The organism is Ruegeria sp. HKCCD6157 (assembly GCF_013110685.1).
In the GTDB taxonomy this organism is placed as follows: Bacteria; Pseudomonadota; Alphaproteobacteria; order Rhodobacterales; family Rhodobacteraceae; genus Ruegeria.
Genome location: NZ_WVRB01000003.1, coordinates 250,450 through 270,380, shown reverse-complemented (window position 1 = coordinate 270,380; position 19,931 = coordinate 250,450). Strand labels below are relative to the sequence as shown.

General features: G+C 58.1%; 19 protein-coding genes. 11 read left to right on the top strand and 8 right to left on the bottom strand.

Features of this window, described 5'->3' with window-relative positions; all coding sequences use genetic code 11:
* Positions 1-32 precede the first annotated feature (32 nt).
* Together GS612_RS13120 and GS612_RS13115 are read right to left on the bottom strand one after the other, a co-directional pair.
* Complete coding sequence (locus GS612_RS13120; RefSeq protein ID WP_170345229.1) at positions 33-1,283, bottom strand: ABC transporter substrate-binding protein; 1,251 nt, start codon at positions 1,281-1,283, stop codon at positions 33-35.
* A complete protein-coding gene (locus tag GS612_RS13115; RefSeq protein ID WP_171640898.1) occupies positions 1,280-2,203 on the bottom strand; it encodes an N-acetylmuramic acid 6-phosphate etherase in 924 nt (307 codons plus the stop codon). The genes GS612_RS13120 and GS612_RS13115 overlap by 4 nt, the downstream gene beginning before the upstream one ends.
* Before the next feature lie 158 nt (positions 2,204-2,361).
* On the opposite strand from GS612_RS13115, the gene GS612_RS13110 reads away from it, so the two are divergent.
* The 5 genes from GS612_RS13110 to GS612_RS13090 all read left to right on the top strand — a co-directional run bounded on the left by GS612_RS13110 (position 2,362) and on the right by GS612_RS13090 (position 7,218).
* The gene (locus GS612_RS13110; protein WP_171640896.1) at positions 2,362-3,249 is read left to right on the top strand and encodes a BadF/BadG/BcrA/BcrD ATPase family protein; all 888 of its coding nucleotides are present in this window, start codon (positions 2,362-2,364) and stop codon (positions 3,247-3,249) included.
* Positions 3,236-3,991 (top strand): GntR family transcriptional regulator, encoded by a 756-nt coding sequence (locus GS612_RS13105; protein WP_171640894.1) that lies wholly within the window; start codon positions 3,236-3,238, stop codon positions 3,989-3,991. The genes GS612_RS13110 and GS612_RS13105 overlap by 14 nt, the downstream gene beginning before the upstream one ends.
* Positions 3,992-4,003: 12 nt before the next feature.
* On the top strand, positions 4,004-5,032 hold the full coding sequence (locus GS612_RS13100) for an SIS domain-containing protein (protein ID WP_171640893.1): 1,029 nt from the start codon (positions 4,004-4,006) through the stop codon (positions 5,030-5,032).
* Positions 5,029-6,162 carry an N-acetylglucosamine-6-phosphate deacetylase gene (gene nagA / locus GS612_RS13095; protein WP_171640891.1) on the top strand — a complete coding sequence of 378 codons (1,134 nt, stop codon included), beginning with the start codon at positions 5,029-5,031 and terminating at the stop codon, positions 6,160-6,162. The genes GS612_RS13100 and nagA overlap by 4 nt, the downstream gene beginning before the upstream one ends.
* 183 nt (positions 6,163-6,345) lie before the next feature.
* Positions 6,346-7,218, top strand: coding sequence for a bifunctional allantoicase/(S)-ureidoglycine aminohydrolase (locus tag GS612_RS13090; protein ID WP_171614603.1), 873 nt, complete (start codon positions 6,346-6,348; stop codon positions 7,216-7,218).
* Here GS612_RS13090 and bhcR read toward each other — a convergent pair.
* Complete coding sequence (bhcR, locus tag GS612_RS13085) at positions 7,196-8,044, bottom strand: HTH-type transcriptional regulator BhcR (RefSeq protein ID WP_171640889.1); 849 nt, start codon at positions 8,042-8,044, stop codon at positions 7,196-7,198. The genes GS612_RS13090 and bhcR overlap by 23 nt on opposite strands.
* Positions 8,045-8,213: 169 nt before the next feature.
* Between bhcR and bhcA the strand changes: the two genes are divergently transcribed.
* From bhcA to bhcD, 4 genes are all read left to right on the top strand, one after another.
* On the top strand, positions 8,214-9,404 hold the full coding sequence (gene bhcA / locus GS612_RS13080) for an L-aspartate--glyoxylate aminotransferase BhcA (RefSeq protein ID WP_171640887.1): 1,191 nt from the start codon (positions 8,214-8,216) through the stop codon (positions 9,402-9,404).
* On the top strand, positions 9,404-10,372 hold the full coding sequence (gene bhcB / locus GS612_RS13075) for a beta-hydroxyaspartate dehydratase BhcB (protein ID WP_171640885.1): 969 nt from the start codon (positions 9,404-9,406) through the stop codon (positions 10,370-10,372). Before bhcA ends, bhcB begins: the two co-directional genes overlap by 1 nt.
* A 27-nt stretch (positions 10,373-10,399) precedes the next feature.
* Entirely contained in the window at positions 10,400-11,563 is a 1,164-nt protein-coding gene (gene bhcC / locus GS612_RS13070; RefSeq protein WP_171640883.1) for a 3-hydroxy-D-aspartate aldolase BhcC, read from the top strand.
* Between the two features lie 116 nt (positions 11,564-11,679).
* The gene (gene bhcD, locus GS612_RS13065; protein WP_171640881.1) at positions 11,680-12,645 is read left to right on the top strand and encodes an iminosuccinate reductase BhcD; all 966 of its coding nucleotides are present in this window, start codon (positions 11,680-11,682) and stop codon (positions 12,643-12,645) included.
* A 166-nt stretch (positions 12,646-12,811) separates the two neighbouring features.
* On the opposite strand, the gene GS612_RS13060 is transcribed toward bhcD, so the two are convergent.
* Genes GS612_RS13060 through puuE form a run of 3 tightly spaced genes read right to left on the bottom strand, consistent with a single transcriptional unit; the run spans position 12,812 to position 16,184 of the window.
* Complete coding sequence (locus GS612_RS13060; RefSeq protein ID WP_171640878.1) at positions 12,812-14,236, bottom strand: uracil-xanthine permease family protein; 1,425 nt, start codon at positions 14,234-14,236, stop codon at positions 12,812-12,814.
* 53 nt (positions 14,237-14,289) lie between these two features.
* Complete coding sequence (locus GS612_RS13055; protein ID WP_171640876.1) at positions 14,290-14,775, bottom strand: ureidoglycolate lyase; 486 nt, start codon at positions 14,773-14,775, stop codon at positions 14,290-14,292.
* A complete protein-coding gene (puuE, locus tag GS612_RS13050) occupies positions 14,772-16,184 on the bottom strand; it encodes an allantoinase PuuE (RefSeq protein ID WP_371809342.1) in 1,413 nt (470 codons plus the stop codon). The genes GS612_RS13055 and puuE overlap by 4 nt, the downstream gene beginning before the upstream one ends.
* A 146-nt stretch (positions 16,185-16,330) precedes the next feature.
* Between puuE and uraH the strand changes: the two genes are divergently transcribed.
* Positions 16,331-16,684, top strand: coding sequence for a hydroxyisourate hydrolase (gene uraH / locus GS612_RS13045; RefSeq protein ID WP_171118073.1), 354 nt, complete (start codon positions 16,331-16,333; stop codon positions 16,682-16,684).
* Positions 16,685-16,689: 5 nt separating this feature from the next.
* Here uraH and GS612_RS13040 read toward each other — a convergent pair whose 3' ends face one another.
* Positions 16,690-17,610 (bottom strand): LysR family transcriptional regulator, encoded by a 921-nt coding sequence (locus GS612_RS13040; protein WP_171229402.1) that lies wholly within the window; start codon positions 17,608-17,610, stop codon positions 16,690-16,692.
* A gap of 101 nt (positions 17,611-17,711) precedes the next feature.
* On the opposite strand from GS612_RS13040, the gene GS612_RS13035 reads away from it, so the two are divergent.
* Positions 17,712-18,944 carry a urate hydroxylase PuuD gene (locus tag GS612_RS13035; RefSeq protein ID WP_171640874.1) on the top strand — a complete coding sequence of 411 codons (1,233 nt, stop codon included), beginning with the start codon at positions 17,712-17,714 and terminating at the stop codon, positions 18,942-18,944.
* A gap of 54 nt (positions 18,945-18,998) precedes the next feature.
* Here the strand turns inward: GS612_RS13035 and GS612_RS13030 are convergent, their stop codons facing one another.
* Positions 18,999-19,901, bottom strand: coding sequence for a LysR family transcriptional regulator (locus GS612_RS13030; protein WP_171640872.1), 903 nt, complete (start codon positions 19,899-19,901; stop codon positions 18,999-19,001).
* Between the last annotated feature and the right edge of the window lie 30 nt (positions 19,902-19,931).

Below are 19,931 nucleotides of genomic sequence, written 5' to 3'. Positions count from 1 at the left end.
ATGGGCCGCACCCGGAGTGAGTGGTTCAGGTGTTACTGATGCGGTGCGTACCAGCTGGCCAAACCATCTTGCAGTTTCTTGCCCAAAGCCTCGGGGCTTTCGGTGCCCTTGATGGCTGCAACGGATGCACCCCAGGTCTCGTTTTCAAGATTGGGTGTGCCGCGTGACAGGATCTGATAGGTCGAACGGATGGTGCTCTCGCACTCATCCCGCCACCCGACGATTTCCTTGGCAAGGGGATCTTCCAATTCAACCGGAGTATTGGACAAAGGGAAGAAACCGGGAACAGCATTGCCGAAGATGCTGGCGAATTCCGGGCTTGCGACCCAGGCCAGGAACGTACGGGCAGCCTCCTGGTTTTCGCTGGCGGCGTTCAGGCCGATGCCGATATCGGTATGGTCCGAGATATAGCAGGTGTCACCGGCATTCTGGACCGGCGGCTTGAAGGCGCCCATCTCAAAATCAGCCTGTGTGTTGAAACCTGCAATCTCCCAGCTGCCCGCCGGGTAAATTGCAGCGCGGCCCAATGTGAACAGGTTCTGGCTGTCGGGATAAGTCTGCGCCTCGTATCCGTCACCCAGATAATCGGCCCATTTCGCCAAAGTGGCAAAGGGCGCGACCCACTGAGGGTCGGTCAGTTTCTGTTCGCCTTTGATCAGAGCCAGGCGGCCTTCTTCACCTTTCCAGTAGTTCGGGCCGATGTTGTTGTAACCCATCGTTGCGGCTTCCCACTGGTCATTGGTGCCCATCGCCATCGGTATATAGGTGCCGTCTTCCTTGATCTTGTCCAACACTTCAAAGAATTCCGCCTCGGTGGTCGGAACCTCCAGACCCAATTCGTTGAACGCATCCTTGTTGTAGATGAAACCGTGGATCACCGATGCCATCGGAACACAAAAGCTGGCCGACCCGTCGTCTGTCTGCCACGCGGATTTGGCAACGTCCGAGAAGTTGTTCATCGCATCCAGATCGGACAGGTCGGTCAGATGGCCCGCTTCGTAAAGCGCCAGAGAAGCATCAAACGGGCGGCAGGTGATCAGATCACCGGCGGATCCGGCTTCCAGCTTCGAGTTCAGAACCGCGTTGTACTCCGCCGGGGCTGAAGGCGAGAAAACAACTTTGATACCTGGATTGGCCGCCTCGAATGCAGGGATGATCTTTTCCTGCCAGAGAGCGAGGTCATCGTTGCGCCAGCTTTCGATTGTCAGCGTGGCGTCTTGCGCATAGGCACTTGTGACCAGCGCCGTGCTCATCAGAGCCAGGCTCAGAACTTTGCGTTTCATTTGGTTTCTCCCAGGTTGCTATGTTCGTTTTCTTCATTCAGCCGGTTCATCGCATGACGCAGACGGCCATTCGTTTCAGCCAGTCGCTTTTGTGCATCCTCTGCCGATACGGCACCTGCGGCGACAAGTGCCGCGCATTTCAGGTTCCCATCCGCGGCCCTCAGGGCATCATCGGCACGTTCAGGTGATACGCCGGTCAGCTGGCAAACGATTCCGTTGGCGCGCGCGCGCAATTTGTCATTGTCCGCGCGCAGATTGATCATCATGCCGTCCTGAATATGCCCAAGCTCGATGGCCATCAGCGTCGACAACGTATTGAGGGCTATTTTCTGCGCAGTGCCGGCCCCCATCCGGGTGGAGCCCGAGATCAACTCCGGAGGGGTCGCAAGCAGAACGGCGTGGTCCGCCAGTTGCAACAATTGCGAGCCCGCGTTGTTTGCAATCCCGATCACGGGCGTCCCTCTGTCGCGCGCCAGTTTTGCGGCGGCAACGGTATATGGCGTGGTGCCGCTGGCCGAGACCGCAATGAGCGTATCATTGGCAACCATATCCGACACCTCTTGCGCCAGCCCATCAACAGCGTCTTCCACATCCCCTGGCATGTCTGCTTTGGTCGGCATTCCACCGGCCATGTGAATGCGGATCTGCTGCGCCGGAATTGAGAACGTTCCGCCAAGCTCCAGCGCGTCCGAGGCCGCCATGAGGCCGGAAGACCCCGCCGCAAGATACCGAAGCGTGCCGCCCGACCGGATCGTTTGGGCCATGGCCGTCGCCCCGCTGCAAATCGGGCCAAGCGCATCAAGCACTGCCGTCGCCGCTGATACCTGCGACCGCGCCAGCAGGCCGGCCACCTCTGCCAGCGGACGGGTATCAAGCCCATGCGCATCCTGATGCAATTGTTCTGTCGCCGGCGTATTCAAGTGATTCTCCCCCAAGAACTCTCGATATCATACCTTTTAAATACCATTAGTCTACCATTTATTTTTTCTCATATTTTTGGCCATTATAGCACAATATTCGCCGCTTTGGTCACAATTAGGACTTCAAAACGCATAAAAGGTATTATAAAGGTCTTTATATGGTAAAGTCACCAAAACCCATGTTCCTGGCCGCCGACGGGGGTGGAACGCGCTGCCGCGTCGCCGCTTTTGTTGATGGCGAAACACACCGGGTCGAAGTCGGCGCGGCAAACGTGTCCACGGATTTCGAGGCCGCCTGCATCGAGTTGCGGCGCGGTCTGGAAGCCCTGGCCGTTCAGACGGGCCGTTCGCCCGAGGAGCTTGCGCAAGCGCCCGCCTATCTGGGCCTGGCCGGGATAACAGGTGATGCGATTGCCCGGAAGCTTGCGGCGGCATTGCCATTTCGGCACGTCCGGATCGAAGATGATCGCGCAGCAGCTTTGCGCGGCGCATTGGGGGGCAATGACGGGTTTGTCGCACATTGCGGCACCGGTTCCTTTGTTGCAATGCAAAGGGGTGGCACGATGAAGTTTGCCGGCGGATGGGGCCCTGTTCTGGGCGATCAGGCTTCCGCACAATGGGTTGGCAAACGGGCGCTGGCCAAGACGCTGGAACACACGGATGGTATGACCGGCCCTTCAGCATTGGCGCAGGATCTGCTGTCTCGATTCGGCGATGCCGCAGGAATTGTACGGGCCGCCGCTGACATGACGCCATCTGACTTTGGCGCCCTCGCCCCGCTTGTGACCGAGCTTTCCAATCGCGGGGACGACTTGGCCAGAACCATCCTTCGGGACGGTGCGGACTATCTGATCGACGAGATGAAGAAAATGGGCTGGAACGTTGACCTGCCCGTTTGTCTGACCGGGGGCATCGGCCCTCTTTATGCGCCATACCTGCCTGCGGACATGCAATCCGCTCTGGTCCAGCCTGCGGGCGATCCACTGTCCGGCGCACTTGCATTGGCACAGGCCTATCTGGAGGAAATCGAACATGAACATAGCTGATTTCCTGCGGCCCGAAGGATGGTTGGGGCACAGCTCGGGCCCGCGCTATGTACAGCTCCGTCAACGCCTTGAACAAGGGATCAAGGACGGCATCCTGCCTCCCAACAGCTCGCTGCCCCCTGAAAGAGAAATTGCCGAGATCACCGACCTGTCCCGTGTGACCGTGCGCAAGGCCATTCATGAACTGGTGCGCAAAGGTGCAATCGAACAACGGCAGGGGTCTGGGTCCTTTGTTCGCGAACCCGTAGCGAAGGTTGAACAATCGCTGTCCCATCTGACATCGTTCACCGAAGACATGGAGCGGCGCGGGCTCAAGACGACCTCGACATGGCTGGAGCGCGGGATTTTCCTGCCATCCCCGGAAGAAATGATGGCATTGGGCTTGTCGGCAAATGAACAGGTCGCGCGTATCTACCGCCTGCGAGAGGCAGGAGGACGGCCGATGGCGTTGGAAAAAGCGGCCCTTCCGCTCGATATCCTGCCGAACCCCACTGAAGTGACGGGATCGCTTTACTCTGTTCTTGAACAATCTGGTCTGCGACCGGTGCGCGCGATTCAGAAAATCTCGGCCATCAACCTCGAACCGCCCGAGGCAGAGCTTCTGGATGTTGCGGAAGGTACGGCCGGGCTTCGGATTCAACGCACCTCATATCTGCAAAGTGGGCGGGTCGCTGAATTGACCCGCTCGATCTACCGCAGTGACGCCTATGACTTTGTGGCCGAGCTGCGCCTGTCAAATTGAAAGCCTGGGAAAATGCCTGACACAACCACTCAGATGCGGCGCGAGATCGATGAGATTCCCGACGCCGTTGACCGCCTTCTGACCGAAGGCGCAGATTTGATCGCGCAAACCGCCAACGAGATCCGGGCCCGCGACCCGCGGTTCCTGATCTCGGTGGCGCGCGGATCCTCGGATCATGCGTGCAGTTTTCTGAAATACGCCTCGGAACTGCTGCTTGGCTTGCCGATGGCTTCGGTCGGACCGTCGGTGAAATCCATCTACGGGGTCGACATGCGGTGCGAGGATGCAATCTGCATCTCGGTCTCACAATCCGGTCAGAGCCCGGATATCGTGCAGCTCACGCAGTCGCTCACATCCGGCGGGGCTTACTCGGTCGCGATCACGAACAACCCAGCCTCTGCCCTGGCCGAGGCGGCTGCGGCAACACTGCCCATTCATGCGGGCCCCGAACTGAGCGTGGCGGCGACAAAGACGTTCGTGACGTCTCTGGTCGCCGGGCTGTGGCTGATTGCGCAGGTGAAGCGCGATGATCACCTGTTGCGCGCAATCCATGAGCTGCCGGACAGTTTGTCGACCGCAAACGCCTGCGACTGGAGCGCCGTGGCGGACGCGGTGGACGGGCGTTCTTTGTTTACCTTGGGCCGGGGCCTGTCTTTGGCAATCTCCAACGAAGCCGCGTTGAAATTCAAGGAAACCTGCCAGATCCACGCAGAAAGCTATTCGGCGGCCGAGGTTCTGCACGGCCCGGTTTCCATCGTGGACCAGGGCTTTCCCGTGCTTGCCCTGTCGTCCGGGGATGCCGCAGAGGACAATCTGGCCGAAGTTGCGGACGCACTGGCGTCCAAAGGCGCTGTTGTTTTCGCCACAACCGGCCGCGTGAAACACGCCACAGAACTGCCCCATGTCCGGACGTCGCATTGGATGACGGACCCGATACCGACAATCGCTGCGTTCTATGGAATGGTGGAGAAGGTGGCCACACAACGCGGGATTGACCCGGACACACCACGCCATCTGAAAAAAGTGACGGAAACGGTATGACCAGCTCTACTGTTACTTTTGCGGGTGGCCCGATCTTCGATGGCACTGAATTGCGTGAAGGATACGCCGCACGGTTCAGAAACGGTGTGCTGGATGCGATGCTACCTGCGGCCCAGATCGCGCAGGACGACCAGATCGAGGATCTGCATGGCGACATCCTCAGCCCCGGCTATGCTGATTTGCAGGTCAACGGCGGCGGGGGCGTGATGTTCAACGACGATCCATCGGTTCACACGCTGACCCAAATCGCCAGCGCTCATCGCGCGCTGGGTGCCACTCGCATCCTGCCAACCCTGATCACGGACACGGCCGAGAAAACCCGGGCCGCGATTGATGCCGCCATCAAGGCCGTTCAGACGGGTGTTTCGGGCATTGCGGGCCTGCATCTGGAAGGTCCGCACCTGTCTGTGCGACGAAAGGGTGCACATGATGCCGCCCTGATCCGCCCGATGCAGCAAACCGATCTGGAGATTCTGATCGACGCTGCAAAACACCTGCCTGCATTGATGGTCACGCTGGCGCCCGAAAGCACAACTCTGCAACAGGTTGAAGCATTGAAGCGCGCGGGGGTCATCGTTTCTCTGGGGCATACGGACGCACCTTTTGAAACCTGCCTGGCGTTTTCAAGGGCCGGGGCGCAGTGCGCAACGCATCTGTTCAATGCAATGAGTCAGCTTGGCAGCCGTGAACCGGGACTGGTCGGCGCGGCTCTATCCTGCGGGTCGTTATCGGCGGGCTTGATCGCGGATGGCATCCACGTTCATCCCGATACGATGCGGATTGCCTGGACCGCCAAACGCGGGCCAGGGCGGATTTTCCTTGTCAGCGATGCGATGGCGGTCGCCGGAACGTCACTGACCGAGTTTCAGTTGGAAGGACGCCGCATCCGGCGGGAAAACGGCAGGCTGACTTTGGAGGATGGCACTCTGGCCGGGGCCGACTTGTGCCTGACAAAGGCGGTGCGGGTTTTGACGGAACAAGCAGAGATCCCCGTTCAGGATGCACTCGCCGCAGCAACAAGCGTTCCGCTTGGGATGATTTCCAGTAAAAGCACAGGAATGAAACCTGACCTGTCGCTGATGATACGGATTTCCCCGGATCTGTCCGGGGTCAGACCGGTGCAACCCTGACCCAATCATCGTTGATCCGACCGGCCGCGCAGCGCGCGCATGATGCCAATGCTGCGCGCGCTTACTGACGGCCAAATTCTGATTTTTCAAATCTTCACGAATAGAGCTGTCAACTTTTTGCGGGTGGTCCGCCCCGATCCTTCGGCGCATATTTCAAGCATATGACGTTTTTCAGGAGCATGCATGACCGCCAAGTATTATTCTCCACACGGTGGGCACCCTGGTCAGGAGCAATTGCTGACTGACCGCGCCGTATTTACTGACGCTTATGCAGTGATCCCAAAGGGAACGATGCGGGATATCGTGACCAGTTTTCTGCCGTTTTGGGACGACACCCGCTTATGGGTGATATCCCGCCCGCTCAGCGGCTTTGCTGAAACCTTTTCGCAATACATCATGGAGGTTCAGCCCGGCGGTGGCTCTGACCGGCCCGAGACCGATCCCGAAGCCGAAGGCGTTTTGTTCGTGGTCGAAGGTACAGCGACCTTGACGGCCGACGGCGCGACCTACGAGCTGACACCCGGCGGCTATGCCTACCTGCCCGCTGAATGCAACTGGACCTTACGAAACCGAGGCGGTGAGACCCTGCGCTTCCATTGGATTCGAAAGGCTTATGAAGCGGTGGAAGGGCTTGACCGCCCGGACGTTCTGGTTCTCAACGAAAATGAGATCACGCCAACGCCGATGCCCGGAACCGACGGCAAATGGGCCACGACGCGCTTTGTGGATCCAAGTGACCTGCGGCACGATATGCACGTGACCGTGGTGACTTTCGAGCCCGGCGCCGTCATTCCTTTCCTTGAAACACATGTGATGGAACATGGTCTGTATGTTCTTGAGGGAAAGGCCGTCTACAGGCTGAACAATGACTGGGTAGAGGTCGAGGCCGGCGATTACATGTGGTTGCGCGCGTTCTGCCCGCAGGCCTGCTATGCAGGCGGGCCAGGTAAATTCCGTTACCTGCTGTACAAAGACGTGAACCGTCATATGGCATTGCGGCCGGGGCCAGCGGCTTATCCGCAGCACCGGCGTCTCAGGACAGCGGCGCAGAAATAGTCCCGCCGATGGCCAGAGTTAACTGACGCGCCGCCTCGATGACGGGGCGGCTTAGGCGTGCGATTTCGGTTTCGCTGACGCGGCTTGTCGGTCCGGATACCGAAATCCCAGCTACAGCCTCTCGGTTGATGTCGAAGACCGGCGCAGCGATACATCGCATACCCATGTTTTTTTCTTCGTTGTCTATCGAGAAGCCCTGTGCCCTGACCATGGCAAGATCTTCTTTCAGCGCGGCCGGGCTGGTAATCGACCGGTCCGTGAAGGCCCGCAGTTCCGTCTTGGCCAACAGCCGGTCCAGCCGATCTTCATCCATATATGCCAACAAAGCTTTCCCGATGCCCGATGCGTGCATCGGAGACAGCGTGCCCGGAGGGAAAAACGCCCGGATGCTGGCATGGGTTTCCACTTGGCTCAGGAACAGCACCATTCCTTCCTTCTCGACCCCAAGGTTTGCGGTCTCGCCAGTGGCCTCCATCAGCTTTCGCATCACGGGTCGGGCCCGGTCCACAAGACTGGTGCGACGCAGGAAGCGCGAGCCGATTACGAACGCACGAGGACCGATGTGCCAGACCTGCTCGTCATGATCGAACTCGACAAGTCCCCTGCCCTCTAGTGTAACGAGAATTCGGTAAACCGTGGCGGGCGACTGGCCCATTTCGTCGGACAGCGCGGTTAACGCCTTGCCCTGCGCTTCACTCAAATACTCAAAAACTTCCATCGCACGGTCGAGAGATTTGATCGTGTTTTGCGCTGTTTTGTCGTCCCATCCCCGTGGTCTTCCACGGGCTTTTCTGCGGACTTCGCGAGTATTGTCTTGAGAATCCATAAAAACCCTTTGATCATTCGTGAAAGACTAATTCATCATATGAAAAATATAACACACTGACAATTATAAATTAAATTCAATACGTGGTGTTTTGAAAGTCTTTTTCAAAAATATATCGGGCAGAGCGGCTAGAACTTATTGTGTGGTCAACGACGGAAGGAGACCACCCATGAGCTTTCAAAATCCCGTTTTCATTCCGGGCCCGACCAATATCCCCGAAAGCCTTCGCAAGGCTTGCGACATGCCCACGATCGATCACCGCTCGCCACTGTTCGGGCAAATCCTACATCCAGCGCGCGCGGGTGTTCAGAAAGTCCTGAAAAGCAACAGCGCCGAAGTCTTCATCTTCCCGTCGACCGGAACAGGAGGCTGGGAGACCGCGCTGACCAACACCCTGTCGGCCGGTGACAAGGTTCTGGCGGCACGCAACGGCATGTTCAGCCATCGCTGGATCGATATGTGCCAGCGCCACGGTCTGAATGTCGAGATCGTCGAAACCCCTTGGGGCGAAGGTCTGCCAGCCGATCGTTACGAAGAGATCCTGACCGCCGACACAAGCCACGAAATCAAGGCTGTTCTTGCCACGCACAACGAAACGGCGACCGGTGTGAAATCGGATATTGCCGCTGTACGCAAGGCTCTGAATGCTGCCGGGCACCCCGCAATGCTGTTCGTCGATGGTGTTTCATCGATCGGATCCATGGATTTCCGTTTTGACGAATGGGGCGTTGATGTGGCCGTCACGGGTTCGCAGAAAGGGTTCATGTTGCCTGCGGGCCTTGCCATCGTCGGGTTCAGCCAGCGGGCAATGGACGCGACCAGCACAGGGACCCTGCCCCGCACCTTCTTTGACGTGCACGACATGGCGAAAGGCTATGCCAACAGCGCATACCCCTACACACCTGCGGTTGGCTTGATGAATGGCCTCAATCAGGCCTGTGACAAGCTGCTGGGTGAAGGTTTGGAAAACGTCTTTGCCCGGCATCACCGTATTGCCGAAGGCGTACGTGCCGCCGTGGGCGCCTGGGGGCTGGACCTGTGCGCGGCGGACCCATCGGTATACTCTGACACCGTCAGCGCGATCCGCACGCCAAACGGTCTCAACGCCACCGATATTGTCACGCACGCGGCCGAAAAATACGGCGTTGCCTTCGGTGTCGGCCTTGGCGAAGTCGCGGGCAAGGTATTCCGCATCGGGCATCTGGGAAGCCTGACGGATGTCATGGCCCTGTCCGGGATTGCCACTGCTGAAATGTGCATGGTCGACCTGGGCCTGAACATCCAGTTGGGCTCGGGCGTGGCGGCTGCGCAGGAATATTATCGCGGTCATTCGGGCGCCGTTCAAAAGGACGCCGCGTGATGAAGGACTGCAACATGTATATCCCGACCTACGAGGACGTGCTGGCGGCACATGATCGGATTGAACCTTTCATCCGCCGCACACCGATACGTACTTCGGACTTTCTGAACGAGCTGAGCGGTGCACAGCTGTTCTTCAAATGTGAAAACTTTCAGGAACCGGGCGCCTTCAAGGTTCGCGGCGCTGCAAACGCCGTGTTTGGCCTTGATGACGAACAGGCCAGGAAAGGCGTCGCAACCCATTCTTCCGGCAACCACGCATCGTGCCTGTCCTATGCGGCAATGAAGCGCGGCATACCGTGCAACGTCGTCATGCCGCGCACAGCGCCACAGGCCAAAAAAGACACGGTGCGGCGCTATGGTGGGAAGATCACGGAATGTGAGCCCTCTACCTCGTCGCGCGAAGCAACCTTTGCCGAGGTTCAGGCCGCCACGGGCGGGGATTTCGTCCACCCCTACAACGATCCGCGGGTGATTGCCGGGCAAGGCACCTGTTCGCGCGAGCTCATCGAGCAGACCGACGGTCTGGATGCGGTTGTAGCACCTATCGGCGGCGGCGGCATGGTGTCCGGCACCTGTCTGACACTGTCGACGCTCGCCCCGGAAACCGCGATCATCGCGGCGGAACCGGAACAGGCCGACGATGCCTATCGCAGCTTCAAAGCCGGCCACATCATCGCGGATGACGCACCCAAGACGATTGCCGACGGGCTGCTGGTTCCACTGAAAGAGCTGACCTGGCATTTCGTGTCGAACCATGTCTCTGAAATCTACACGGCCTCAGAGCAAGAGATCATCGATGCGATGAAGCTGACGTGGAAACACCTTCGGATCGTGATGGAACCATCTTCGGCCGTTCCGCTGGCCACGATCCTGAAGAACCCGGACGCATTCAAAGGCAAGCGTGTCGGTCTGATCATAACCGGGGGCAATGTCGATCTGGACAGGCTGCCCTGGCTGAACGCGTGACATCAATCCCGACATAGGAATACAGAAATGAAAGATATGACCAATCTCGACGAATTCGAAGTAGGCTTTGACATTCCGGCCAAGCCCGGAATGGATGAAGCAGATATCCAGACCCCTAGCTTGGTGCTGGATCTCGATGCGCTTGAGCGCAACATCAAGAAGATGGGCGACTATGCCAAGGCGCACGGCATGCGCCACCGCGTGCATGGAAAAATGCACAAATCGGTAGACGTGGCCAAGTTGCAGGAGAAGATCGGAGGCGCCGTTGGCGTCTGCTGCCAGAAAGTTTCAGAGGCCGAAGTGTTCGTGCGCGGCGGCATCAAGGACGTTCTGGTGTCGAACCAGGTGCGTGACCCCGCCAAGATCGACCGTCTTGCCGGCCTGCCAAAGCTGGGCAGCCGCATCATCGTCTGTGTCGATGATCTGGACAATGTCGCGGATCTTTCAGGCGCGGCGGTGGATCACGGAACACAGTTGGAGGTCTTCGTCGAAATCGACTGCGGCGCTGGCCGGTGCGGTGTGACGACAACACCCGACGTGATCGAAATCGCCAAAGCGGTCGAAGCGGCCGAGAACCTGAAATTCACCGGCATTCAGGCCTATCAGGGCGCAATGCAGCACCTCGACAGCTATGAGGCGCGCAAGGAAAAGCTCGACACCGCAATTGCGATGGTAAAAGACGCGGTTGAAGGCCTCAAAGCCGAAGGCATCGAATGCGAATTGGTCTCGGGCGGCGGTACGGGCTCATATTACTTCGAATCCAACTCGGGCGTGTACAACGAACTGCAATGCGGGTCCTACGCCTTCATGGATGCCGATTACGGCCGGATCCTGGACAAAGACGGCAACCGGATCGATCAGGGCGAGTGGGAAAACGCCTTCTTCATCCTGACCAGCGTCATGAGCCACGCCAAGGCGGACAAGGCGATCGTCGATGCGGGCCTCAAGGCGCAGTCGGTGGACAGCGGTCTGCCCGTTATCTTCGGCCGAGATGATGTCGAATACATCAAATGTTCGGACGAACACGGCGTCGTGATGGACCCGAACGGTGTGCTGAAGGTCAACGACAAGCTCAGGCTGGTTCCGGGGCACTGCGACCCGACCGCAAATGTACATGATTGGTATGTCGGCGTTCGCAACGGCAAGGTCGAGACCGTCTGGCCCGTATCCGCCCGCGGACGCGCTTATTGATCCGAACTTGCTCTGTTTGGGAGGGCTGGCTCGGACGCAGCCAGACAGCCGCCCGCGTGTATGCTCTCCTTCCGGCGGTGGCACGCGGGCGCACGAATGTTTGATTGGAGAATGAAATGCTGATCGTACCCGAGCGTGAGATCGCTGACCTTATGACCCGACAAGCGGCTTTTGACGCGGTCGAACAGGTCTTTGCCGCAATGGCGTCCGGCGATGCCTACAACTTCCCTGTCGTGCGTGAAGCCATCGGGCACGAAGATGCACTGTACGGCTTCAAAGGGGGGTTTGACCGCGCCGGCCTGACGCTGGGACTGAAGGCGGGCGGCTATTGGCCGAACAATCTGGAAAAACGCGGGCTGATCAACCACCAGTCCACCGTTTTTCTTTTCGACCCCGACACGGGCAAGCCATCTGCGTTGGTCGGCGGGAACCTTCTGACGGCCCTTCGAACGGCGGCAGCATCATCGGTATCGATCAAGCATCTCGCACGTAGCGACGCCAAGATCATAGGCATGATAGGCGCTGGCCACCAGGCAGCCTTTCAGCTTCGCGCGGCACTGGAGCAGCGCGCCTTTGAAAAAGTCATCGGCTGGAACTACCACCCCGAGATGCTGCCGAATATCGAGAAAGTCGCCAATGAAGCCGGCGTTCCGTTCCAGGCGGTCGAGCTTGACCAAATGACTGAGGCGGATGTGATCATTTCGATCACTTCGGCCTTTGCGCCCTCGCTGATGGCGAACCATGTCAGCCCCGGAACTCATATCGCCTGCATGGGCACGGACACGAAAGGAAAACAGGAAGTCGAAGCCGCCCTTCTGGCCAGGGCGAGCGTGTTCACGGACGAAGTCGCGCAATCCGTCAGCATCGGCGAAGCGCAGCACGCGGTGGCCGAAGGCCTGATCCAGGAAAGCGACGTGACGCAGCTTGGCGCGGTCATCAACGGCACCGATCCGGGCCGGATATCGGACAATCAGATCACGCTGTTCGATGGCACGGGTGTGGGCCTTCAAGATCTTGCGGTCGCTGCGACCGTGGTTGACCTCGCCGTTCGGAAAGGGGTCGCGATCGAGGTCGATTTCTGAAGCCAGACGGCGACACCCTCTTGGGCATTGTCTCGGCGGTCCTTTTGGGCGGAGAGCTTTTGACAGTAGATCTCCATTCAATGGTGACTAAACAATGACACGCGGCGCGCCAAGGCGCGCCGCTTCATGTTTTTTCCAGGACGATCAGTGTATCAGGCCGAACGCATCAGACGTGGTCGTCTTGCTCGATGGATCCAAGACCATGTCCGGCCATGCCGCCCGAGACCTCTTCCGTCGCTTCGTCGGAAAGTTCTTCGGGAAGCACCAGATTCAATACAATGGCGATGACGGCAGCGGGCAGGATTCCTGATGTCGCCAGAACCTTCAATGTGCCGGGCAAGTATTGCAACGCGTTGGGTTCCAGCTGCAAACCCAGTCCAAGGCTCAGGGCGATTGCAAAAATCACCATGTTGCGCCGGTTCCAGTTCACGTCCGACAGCATCGAAACCCCTGCGGCAACAACCATGCCGAACATCACGATCACGCCGCCGCCAAGAACCTCGATCGGAATGGACGAGATTATCGCCCCGATCTTTGGAATAAGCCCGCAAACGATCAGGAAAAGCGCGCCGATGGTCACGACCATGCGGCTCATGACTCCGGTCATGGCAATCAGCCCGACATTCTGGCTGAACGACGTGTTCGGCAGCGCCCCAAACAGGCCAGAAATCGCAGTACCTAGACCATCGGCATAGGTCGCGCCCTGTATTTCCCTGTCGGTGGCTTCTCGGCCAGCGCCCCCTTTGGTGATACCGGATACGTCCCCAACGGTTTCGACGGCGGAAACAAAAGACATTGCACAGAAACCGATTATGGCCGCGACCGAAAATTCAAGGCCAAAATGCAAGGGGTTCGGCAGAGCAAAGGAGGCCGCATTGCCGACGTTGCCCAGATTCACCTGGCCAAGCAGGAAGGCCACGGCGTATCCGACAAGCAGTCCGATCAGAACCGCCGACACCGACAACATGCCCCGGGCAAAGAATTTCAGGCCAAGCGTGACCACGATTACGGTTCCGGCCATGAACCAGTTCAGACCCGAGCCATATTCCTCGGTACCTATGGCGGGCACACCGCCGGCGGCATATTGGATGCCGACTTTGACAAGGGCCAGGCCGATCATGGTCACCACAAGGCCCGTAACCAGCGGCGGAAGAGCAAAGCGAATGCGCCCTATGAACAACCCGAGGCAGGCGTGAAACAAGCCACCGACAACAATCCCACCCATCAGGACGGCAATGGCGTCAACGCCTTTCCCCACCACCAGTGGAATCATGATCGGGATAAAGGCAAACGATGTTCCCTGCACGATGGGCAACCGGGCACCAACAGGACCCACACCAATGGACTGAAACAACGTGGCGACGCCCGCGAAGAACATCGACATCTGGATCATGTAGATCATCTGCGGAAAATCGGGGCTGTTCGAGCCAAAGCCGAAACCGGCCGCGCCACAAACGATAATGGCTGGCGTGACGTTGGACACGAACATCGCCAGCACATGTTGGATTCCAAGCGGCACCGCCTTCAACAGCGGCGGAGTATAATTCGGATCGCGGAGTTGTTCCGGCGATCCGATGGATGCATCTGACATTTGGTCTTTCCTCCCTTGAGGTTCGCAGCCGGCTCCTCTTCCGGCAACGCGCCTCATTCCGTGATTTCAAACGCCTCCTCGAACCAATGCTCTTCGAGGTTGGGCCCGGCTCCAATTCGGTCGACCACCGCAAAAAGTCCGGGCGCATGAAGCGGGGTCAGAACACCATGCCAGATGTTGCGATGATAATTCACTCCCTGTCCGGGCGCTGTTTTGAAGGCGATGGGCCGCCCGGGTGTTCCGTTTTCATCCGGGGCCACAACCACGACAAATGGCTTGTCCGACAAAGGCAAAAAGGCTTGGCTGCCATCCGGATGGCGTTCAACCATTTCCAACTTGATCGGCAGGCTGAAGGCTTCGGACTGAAACACGCTGATACCCGCGCGCCCATCGTGGAAATCCAACACGGCCCGATCGTGATAGCGGGCGCATTTACCCTGATTTATAAGCTTGTCCAACTGGCCAGCCGCCTCGATGACATCGCCGAAAGGTGCAAATGCCTCTGACGTCAAGGGGCGCAGTTTCAAGGCAGCCGTCATTGCGCGAACTTCTCGATCAGGCGCAATTCGGCAATGCGCTCAACCTGACGGCAGGCTTCGGCAAATTCGCTGTCGCGGTCATTGTCGATGCGACGGCGAAAGGCTTCCAGAATGCTGGCCTTGGTGTTGTCTTTGACGGCAATGATGAAAGGAAAGCCGAACTTGGTCGTGTAGGCTTCGTTCAACGCCGTGAACGTGGCGCGTTCTTCATCGGTCAGCATGTCCAGACCCGCACCGGCCTGTTCCGCAGTGCTTTCCTTGGTCAGGCGGCCGGCGGCGGCCAGCTTGCCCGCCAGGTCCGGGTGGGCTGTCAGAACGCCAAGGCGCTGCTCGGGCGAGGCGGAACGGAATACACGCGCCAGCGCGTTGTGGACACCAGCGGCATTGTCATGCGTCGGGCCCAGTTCCAGTTCATACGCAGCTTCGGCAATCCATGGGCTGTGCTCGAACACGCCGCCGAATTCCGACACGAAGGTTGGTCGATCCATTTCGGACGGAGTCAGACGTTGCACCGGCGGGTGTTCCCTGGCCCAGTGGTCGGCAATCTGCTCGCGCGTTGCGAACCAGACACCGTCGTGGTTTCTGAAATAATCAAGTGCGCGTTTCAGCGCCATGGCGCGACCGGGGCGACCGATCAGACGGCAGTGCAACCCAATCGAGAGCATCTTGGGCGCGCCCGCCTCACCCTCGGCATAGAGCATGTCAAAGCTGTCTTTCAGATAGCTTTCGAATTGTTCCCCATTGGTGAACCCAGCCTGGATTGCAAAGCGCATATCGTTGCAGTCCAGTGTATAAGGCATGATCAGTTGATCCTTGCCCCCTGCCTTGATCCAGTATGGCAGATCGTCGGCGTAGCTGTCGGCGATATAGGCAAAGTCGCCTTCTTTGGCGGCCAGTTCGACCGTATTCATCGAACAACGGCCCGTATACCAACCACGGGGCGGCTGACCAGTAACCTCTGTGTGCAGGCGGATTGCTTCGCGGATCTGGGAACGTTCTTCTTCTGCGCCCATGTCCTTGTGTTCAATCCACTTCAAACCGTGGCTGGCGATCTCCCACCCGGCATGCTTCATCGCCGCAACCTGTGCAGGTGCACGGGCCAAAGCGGTTGCAACCCCGTAGACGGTGACAGGCAGATCCTGCAAAAGGCGATGCACGCGCCAGAACCCCGCGCGGCTGCCATATTCATAGATCGATTCCATGTTCCAGTGCCGTTGCCCCGGCCAAGGGGCGGCTCCGGTGATCTCGGACAGAAACGCTTCGGATGCGGCATCGCCGTGTAGAACGTTGTTTTCACCGCCCTCTTCGTAATTCAGCACGATCTGAATGGCGATTTTGGCGTCGTTCGGCCAGTTTGCTTTGGGAACGTGCCCACCGTAACCGGTCATGTCTCGTGGATAAGGCTTCACATCGGTTTCCTTCTTCTTGAATTGATCAATACCCCAGATAATCAAAGATGTTTTTCAAAAAATGCAGAAAGCAGCTTCCCACAGACTGCCTTTGCTCCTGGATGCGAAAACAGACTAGTAACTGTATAACTTGAGGAGTAGCGCAAATGACCGGTTACCTTACAACACATGTTCTGGATACGGCACGGGGGTGCCCCGCCGAAGGATTGAAAATCGAACTGTTCCGCATTGAAGGTGCAGACCGCCAGTTACTGAAAACTCTGGTCACCAATGACGACGGCAGGACCGACGAACAAATTCTGCCCGAAGCAGAGTTTTCAACAGGTGACTACGAACTTGTCTTCCATGCCGGGGATTACCTTGATGCCTGCGGCACACCACCTGAAAACCCGCGCTTTCTGAACGTCATCCCGATCCGGTTTGGAATGTCCGAACATTCGCATTACCACGTGCCTCTGCTGCTTTCGCCCTTCGGGTACTCGACTTATCGCGGCAGCTGAGAGACCTACCGGGCCGTATTTGCCGCCGCAATCGACGACCCGATGCGTTCGATTATGAATTCCATGAAAAGCCGCGTTTTTGGGTCCTGCATACGGCGGTGCGTAAACAGACATGCCATCTGAATCGGTTCTGGCGGCGTCTTTTCCGCCACCGGAACCAGTGTCCCGGCCTTGAGATGTTGAGCGATCTCAAAAATCGGCTTCAACGCGATACCATGTCCGCCAAGCGCCCAGTCTGTCAGCACATCGCCATCGTCTGACTCGTAGCGCCCGGAAACCCGGAACCGTTTGGGCCCCGCATCGGTCCTCAAAAGCCATTGAAACTCGGTCGCGCCCGGGAACCGCAAATTGAGACATTCGTGCTCATCTGCGATCAACGCGTCCCCGCTTTCGGGCATCCCGCGCTTTTTGATGTATTTCGGGGATGCACAAAGCACTCTTTCGACATCCGCGATCTTGCGAATACGCAGGTTGCTGTCCTCTGGCTGACCAAGAAAAAATGCCAGGTCCAGACCTTCGGTTGTCAGATCAACCTTTCGGTCGGTAAGCCTTAGCCGGACGTTCACCTCGGGGTACTCGGCAAGAAACTTCGGGACCTGCGGCGCAATCAACCGACGCCCGACCCCCAAAGGCGCCGCGACATAGAGTGACCCTTTCAGGTTTTCGGTAAGATTGACGATCTGGGCTTCGGCACTTTCGACTGCTTCTAGGATCTCTGCCGCGCCACGATAGAAAGATTTTCCCTGCTCGGTGGGGGTCAGGCTGCGTGTCGTGCGTTGGAACAAACGCACGCCAAGATGCTCTTCCAATTGCGATATACGCGCCGACGTGACGGCTGGCGAAACCCTCAGATCACGGCCCGCGGCGGACATGCTGCCCAATTCATAGACCCGGACAAAGGTTCTGATGTTATCAAGGTAGGACATTTTTTTGCATTTTTTGATACTGCTTGGTCTTTACCAGCAATACCAGAACAAAACACACTCGCATAGAGTAACCGGAAGCAAAGAATCTTAGGAGCAAAGCCATGTATGACTTGGCCGTGATGTGGGAGTGGATCGCCTTTTCCGTCCGCTGGCTGCATGTGATCACCGCGATGGCGTGGATTGGGGCGTCATTCTACTTTATCGCGCTGGACCTCATGCTCAAGCCGAACCCAGCCCTGCCGGACGGGGCCTACGGCGAAGAATGGGAAGTACATGGCGGCGGCTTCTACCACACCGTCAAATACTTGGTTGCGCCCTCGCGCATGCCCGAGCACCTGACCTGGCACAAATGGCAGAGTTACACGACCTGGCTGTCAGGTGCGGCGTTGCTCATGATCATATACTGGGTCGGGGGCGAGCTGTTCCTTCTGGATCCAACCAAAGTGGACCTGGCGCTGTGGCAGGGGATTCTGATTTCCGGCGGATCACTGACCATTGGTTGGCTGCTCTACGACCAGATGTGCAAATCCAAGCTGAGCGATCACCCGACCGTTCTGATGCTGCTTTTGTTCGTGATCCTGGTGATCATGTCCTGGGGTTACAACCAGATCTTCACCGGTCGTGCCGCGCTTTTGCATCTTGGCGCCTTCACTGCGACGATCATGACGGCCAACGTGTTCTTTCAGATCATGCCGAACCAACGGATCGTGGTCGAAGACCTCAAGGCCGGTCGGACACCTGATGCCAAATACGGCAAGATCGCCAAGGTACGATCCACGCACAACAACTATCTGACTTTGCCGGTCGTGTTCCTGATGTTGTCGAACCACTATCCGCTTGCTTTCGGCACCGAGTATTCCTGGATCATCGCCAGCCTGATCTTTCTGACGGGCGTCACCATCCGTCACTATTTCAACACGATGCACGCAACCGGGAAAGGCCCGCACTGGACCTGGGGCGTGACGGTTCTGCTAATGGTCGTGATCGCCTGGCTGTCTTCGGTGAGAAACACCGAGACATGGGAGGACGCCGAGGCGCGCGACCTGACGCCATACGAGCAGAAATATGCGTCCGCCGCGGGCTTCGAAGACGCCTATGACACGGTCTTGGGCAATTGCTCGATGTGCCACGCCCGCGAGCCGGTGTACGGCACCATGAAATGGGCCCCGAAGAAGGTTTATCTTGAGACACCCGGAGATGTCGCCCAACATGCTGACCAGATCTATCTGCAAGCCGGGATCAGCCACGCAATGCCACCGCCATCGGCAGTGCAAATGGATGAAGAGGCACGCCAAACCATCATCGCATGGGTGCGTGAAGTCAGAAACCAATAGTCGCCTGCGCGCGAAACCATGACAGCGAACCGGGCCGTGATACCCGGTTTTTCTTTATGCGAAAAAGCGTTTGCTGTGTTGCGCGATATGTTCGACAAACAGGCGCACCTTGGGATCTTGCAGCTTTTTGTGCGGATAAAGACACCCGAAAATCGTTGGCAAGGGGGGCGTCTCGGGCAGGACCTCGACCAACCGCCCATCCTCGAGAAACTCCCGCACGTCAAAGCGCGGCTTGTTGACGATCCCACGACCGGCCAAGGCCCAGTCGGTCAGAACATCACCATCATCCGCGTCGTATTTGCCGCCAACTTCAAGCTTTCGCGGCCCCATGTCGGTGCGAAGAGTCCAATAGTATTCCGGAGACCGTGGATAACGCAGCAACAGGCAGTTGTGGGGCATGTGCAACAAATCATCCGGTGTATTGGGCGTCCCAAACTGCGACAGGTAGTCGGGCGAAGCGCACAGAACACGATCACAATCCGCGAACTTCCGCAGTTTCATGGTTGAATCGCCGGGTTCACCAATGAAAAAGGCGATATCCAGACCGTCGGCCAGGATGTCCACCTTGCGGTCAGACAGACGCATGCGAATCTCTGTTTCCGGGTAGCGATCAGAGAATTCCGGCACCAGAGGTGCAACGATTCTGCGCCCGACACCCAAAGGCGCGGTGATGCGGATCGCCCCCCGAGGCGCATCGGAAAAGCTGGCGACGCGCGCTTCGGCGTGATCAAGCGCCAGCAGGACCGCCTTGGCTTCATCGTAGAAAACCGTCCCCACTTCGGTTGGTGTCATCGACCGGGTGGTTCGGTTGAACAGCCGCACACCCAGATGGTTTTCAAGCTCTTTCAACCGTTTGCTGGCCACCGCCGGGGTCAACCGAAGATCACGCCCGCCAGAGGTGATGCTGCCCAGCTCCATCACTCGGACAAAAACACGCAGACTTTCGATGTAAGACATTGGAACCTCCCAGCAGCGAAAGAATGCGCC

What these genes read in the sequence shown, in the direction of transcription:
- bhcB (WP_171640885.1), top strand. Translation starts at nt 9,404, where the DNA reads ATGAAGGACTGCAACATGTATATCCCGACCTACGAGGACGTGCTGGCG.
- GS612_RS13090 (WP_171614603.1), top strand. Translation starts at nt 6,346, where the DNA reads ATGACCGCCAAGTATTATTCTCCACACGGTGGGCACCCTGGTCAGGAG.
- GS612_RS13110 (WP_171640896.1), top strand. Translation starts at nt 2,362, where the DNA reads ATGGTAAAGTCACCAAAACCCATGTTCCTGGCCGCCGACGGGGGTGGA.
- GS612_RS13040 (WP_171229402.1), bottom strand. Translation starts at nt 17,610, where the DNA reads ATGTCCTACCTTGATAACATCAGAACCTTTGTCCGGGTCTATGAATTG.
- GS612_RS13100 (WP_171640893.1), top strand. Translation starts at nt 4,004, where the DNA reads ATGCCTGACACAACCACTCAGATGCGGCGCGAGATCGATGAGATTCCC.
- bhcC (WP_171640883.1), top strand. Translation starts at nt 10,400, where the DNA reads ATGAAAGATATGACCAATCTCGACGAATTCGAAGTAGGCTTTGACATT.
- bhcR (WP_171640889.1), bottom strand. Translation starts at nt 8,044, where the DNA reads ATGGATTCTCAAGACAATACTCGCGAAGTCCGCAGAAAAGCCCGTGGA.
- GS612_RS13105 (WP_171640894.1), top strand. Translation starts at nt 3,236, where the DNA reads ATGAACATAGCTGATTTCCTGCGGCCCGAAGGATGGTTGGGGCACAGC.
- GS612_RS13120 (WP_170345229.1), bottom strand. Translation starts at nt 1,283, where the DNA reads ATGAAACGCAAAGTTCTGAGCCTGGCTCTGATGAGCACGGCGCTGGTC.
- GS612_RS13035 (WP_171640874.1), top strand. Translation starts at nt 17,712, where the DNA reads ATGTATGACTTGGCCGTGATGTGGGAGTGGATCGCCTTTTCCGTCCGC.
- uraH (WP_171118073.1), top strand. Translation starts at nt 16,331, where the DNA reads ATGACCGGTTACCTTACAACACATGTTCTGGATACGGCACGGGGGTGC.
- GS612_RS13030 (WP_171640872.1), bottom strand. Translation starts at nt 19,901, where the DNA reads ATGTCTTACATCGAAAGTCTGCGTGTTTTTGTCCGAGTGATGGAGCTG.
- GS612_RS13060 (WP_171640878.1), bottom strand. Translation starts at nt 14,236, where the DNA reads ATGTCAGATGCATCCATCGGATCGCCGGAACAACTCCGCGATCCGAAT.
- nagA (WP_171640891.1), top strand. Translation starts at nt 5,029, where the DNA reads ATGACCAGCTCTACTGTTACTTTTGCGGGTGGCCCGATCTTCGATGGC.
- GS612_RS13055 (WP_171640876.1), bottom strand. Translation starts at nt 14,775, where the DNA reads ATGACGGCTGCCTTGAAACTGCGCCCCTTGACGTCAGAGGCATTTGCA.
- bhcD (WP_171640881.1), top strand. Translation starts at nt 11,680, where the DNA reads ATGCTGATCGTACCCGAGCGTGAGATCGCTGACCTTATGACCCGACAA.
- bhcA (WP_171640887.1), top strand. Translation starts at nt 8,214, where the DNA reads ATGAGCTTTCAAAATCCCGTTTTCATTCCGGGCCCGACCAATATCCCC.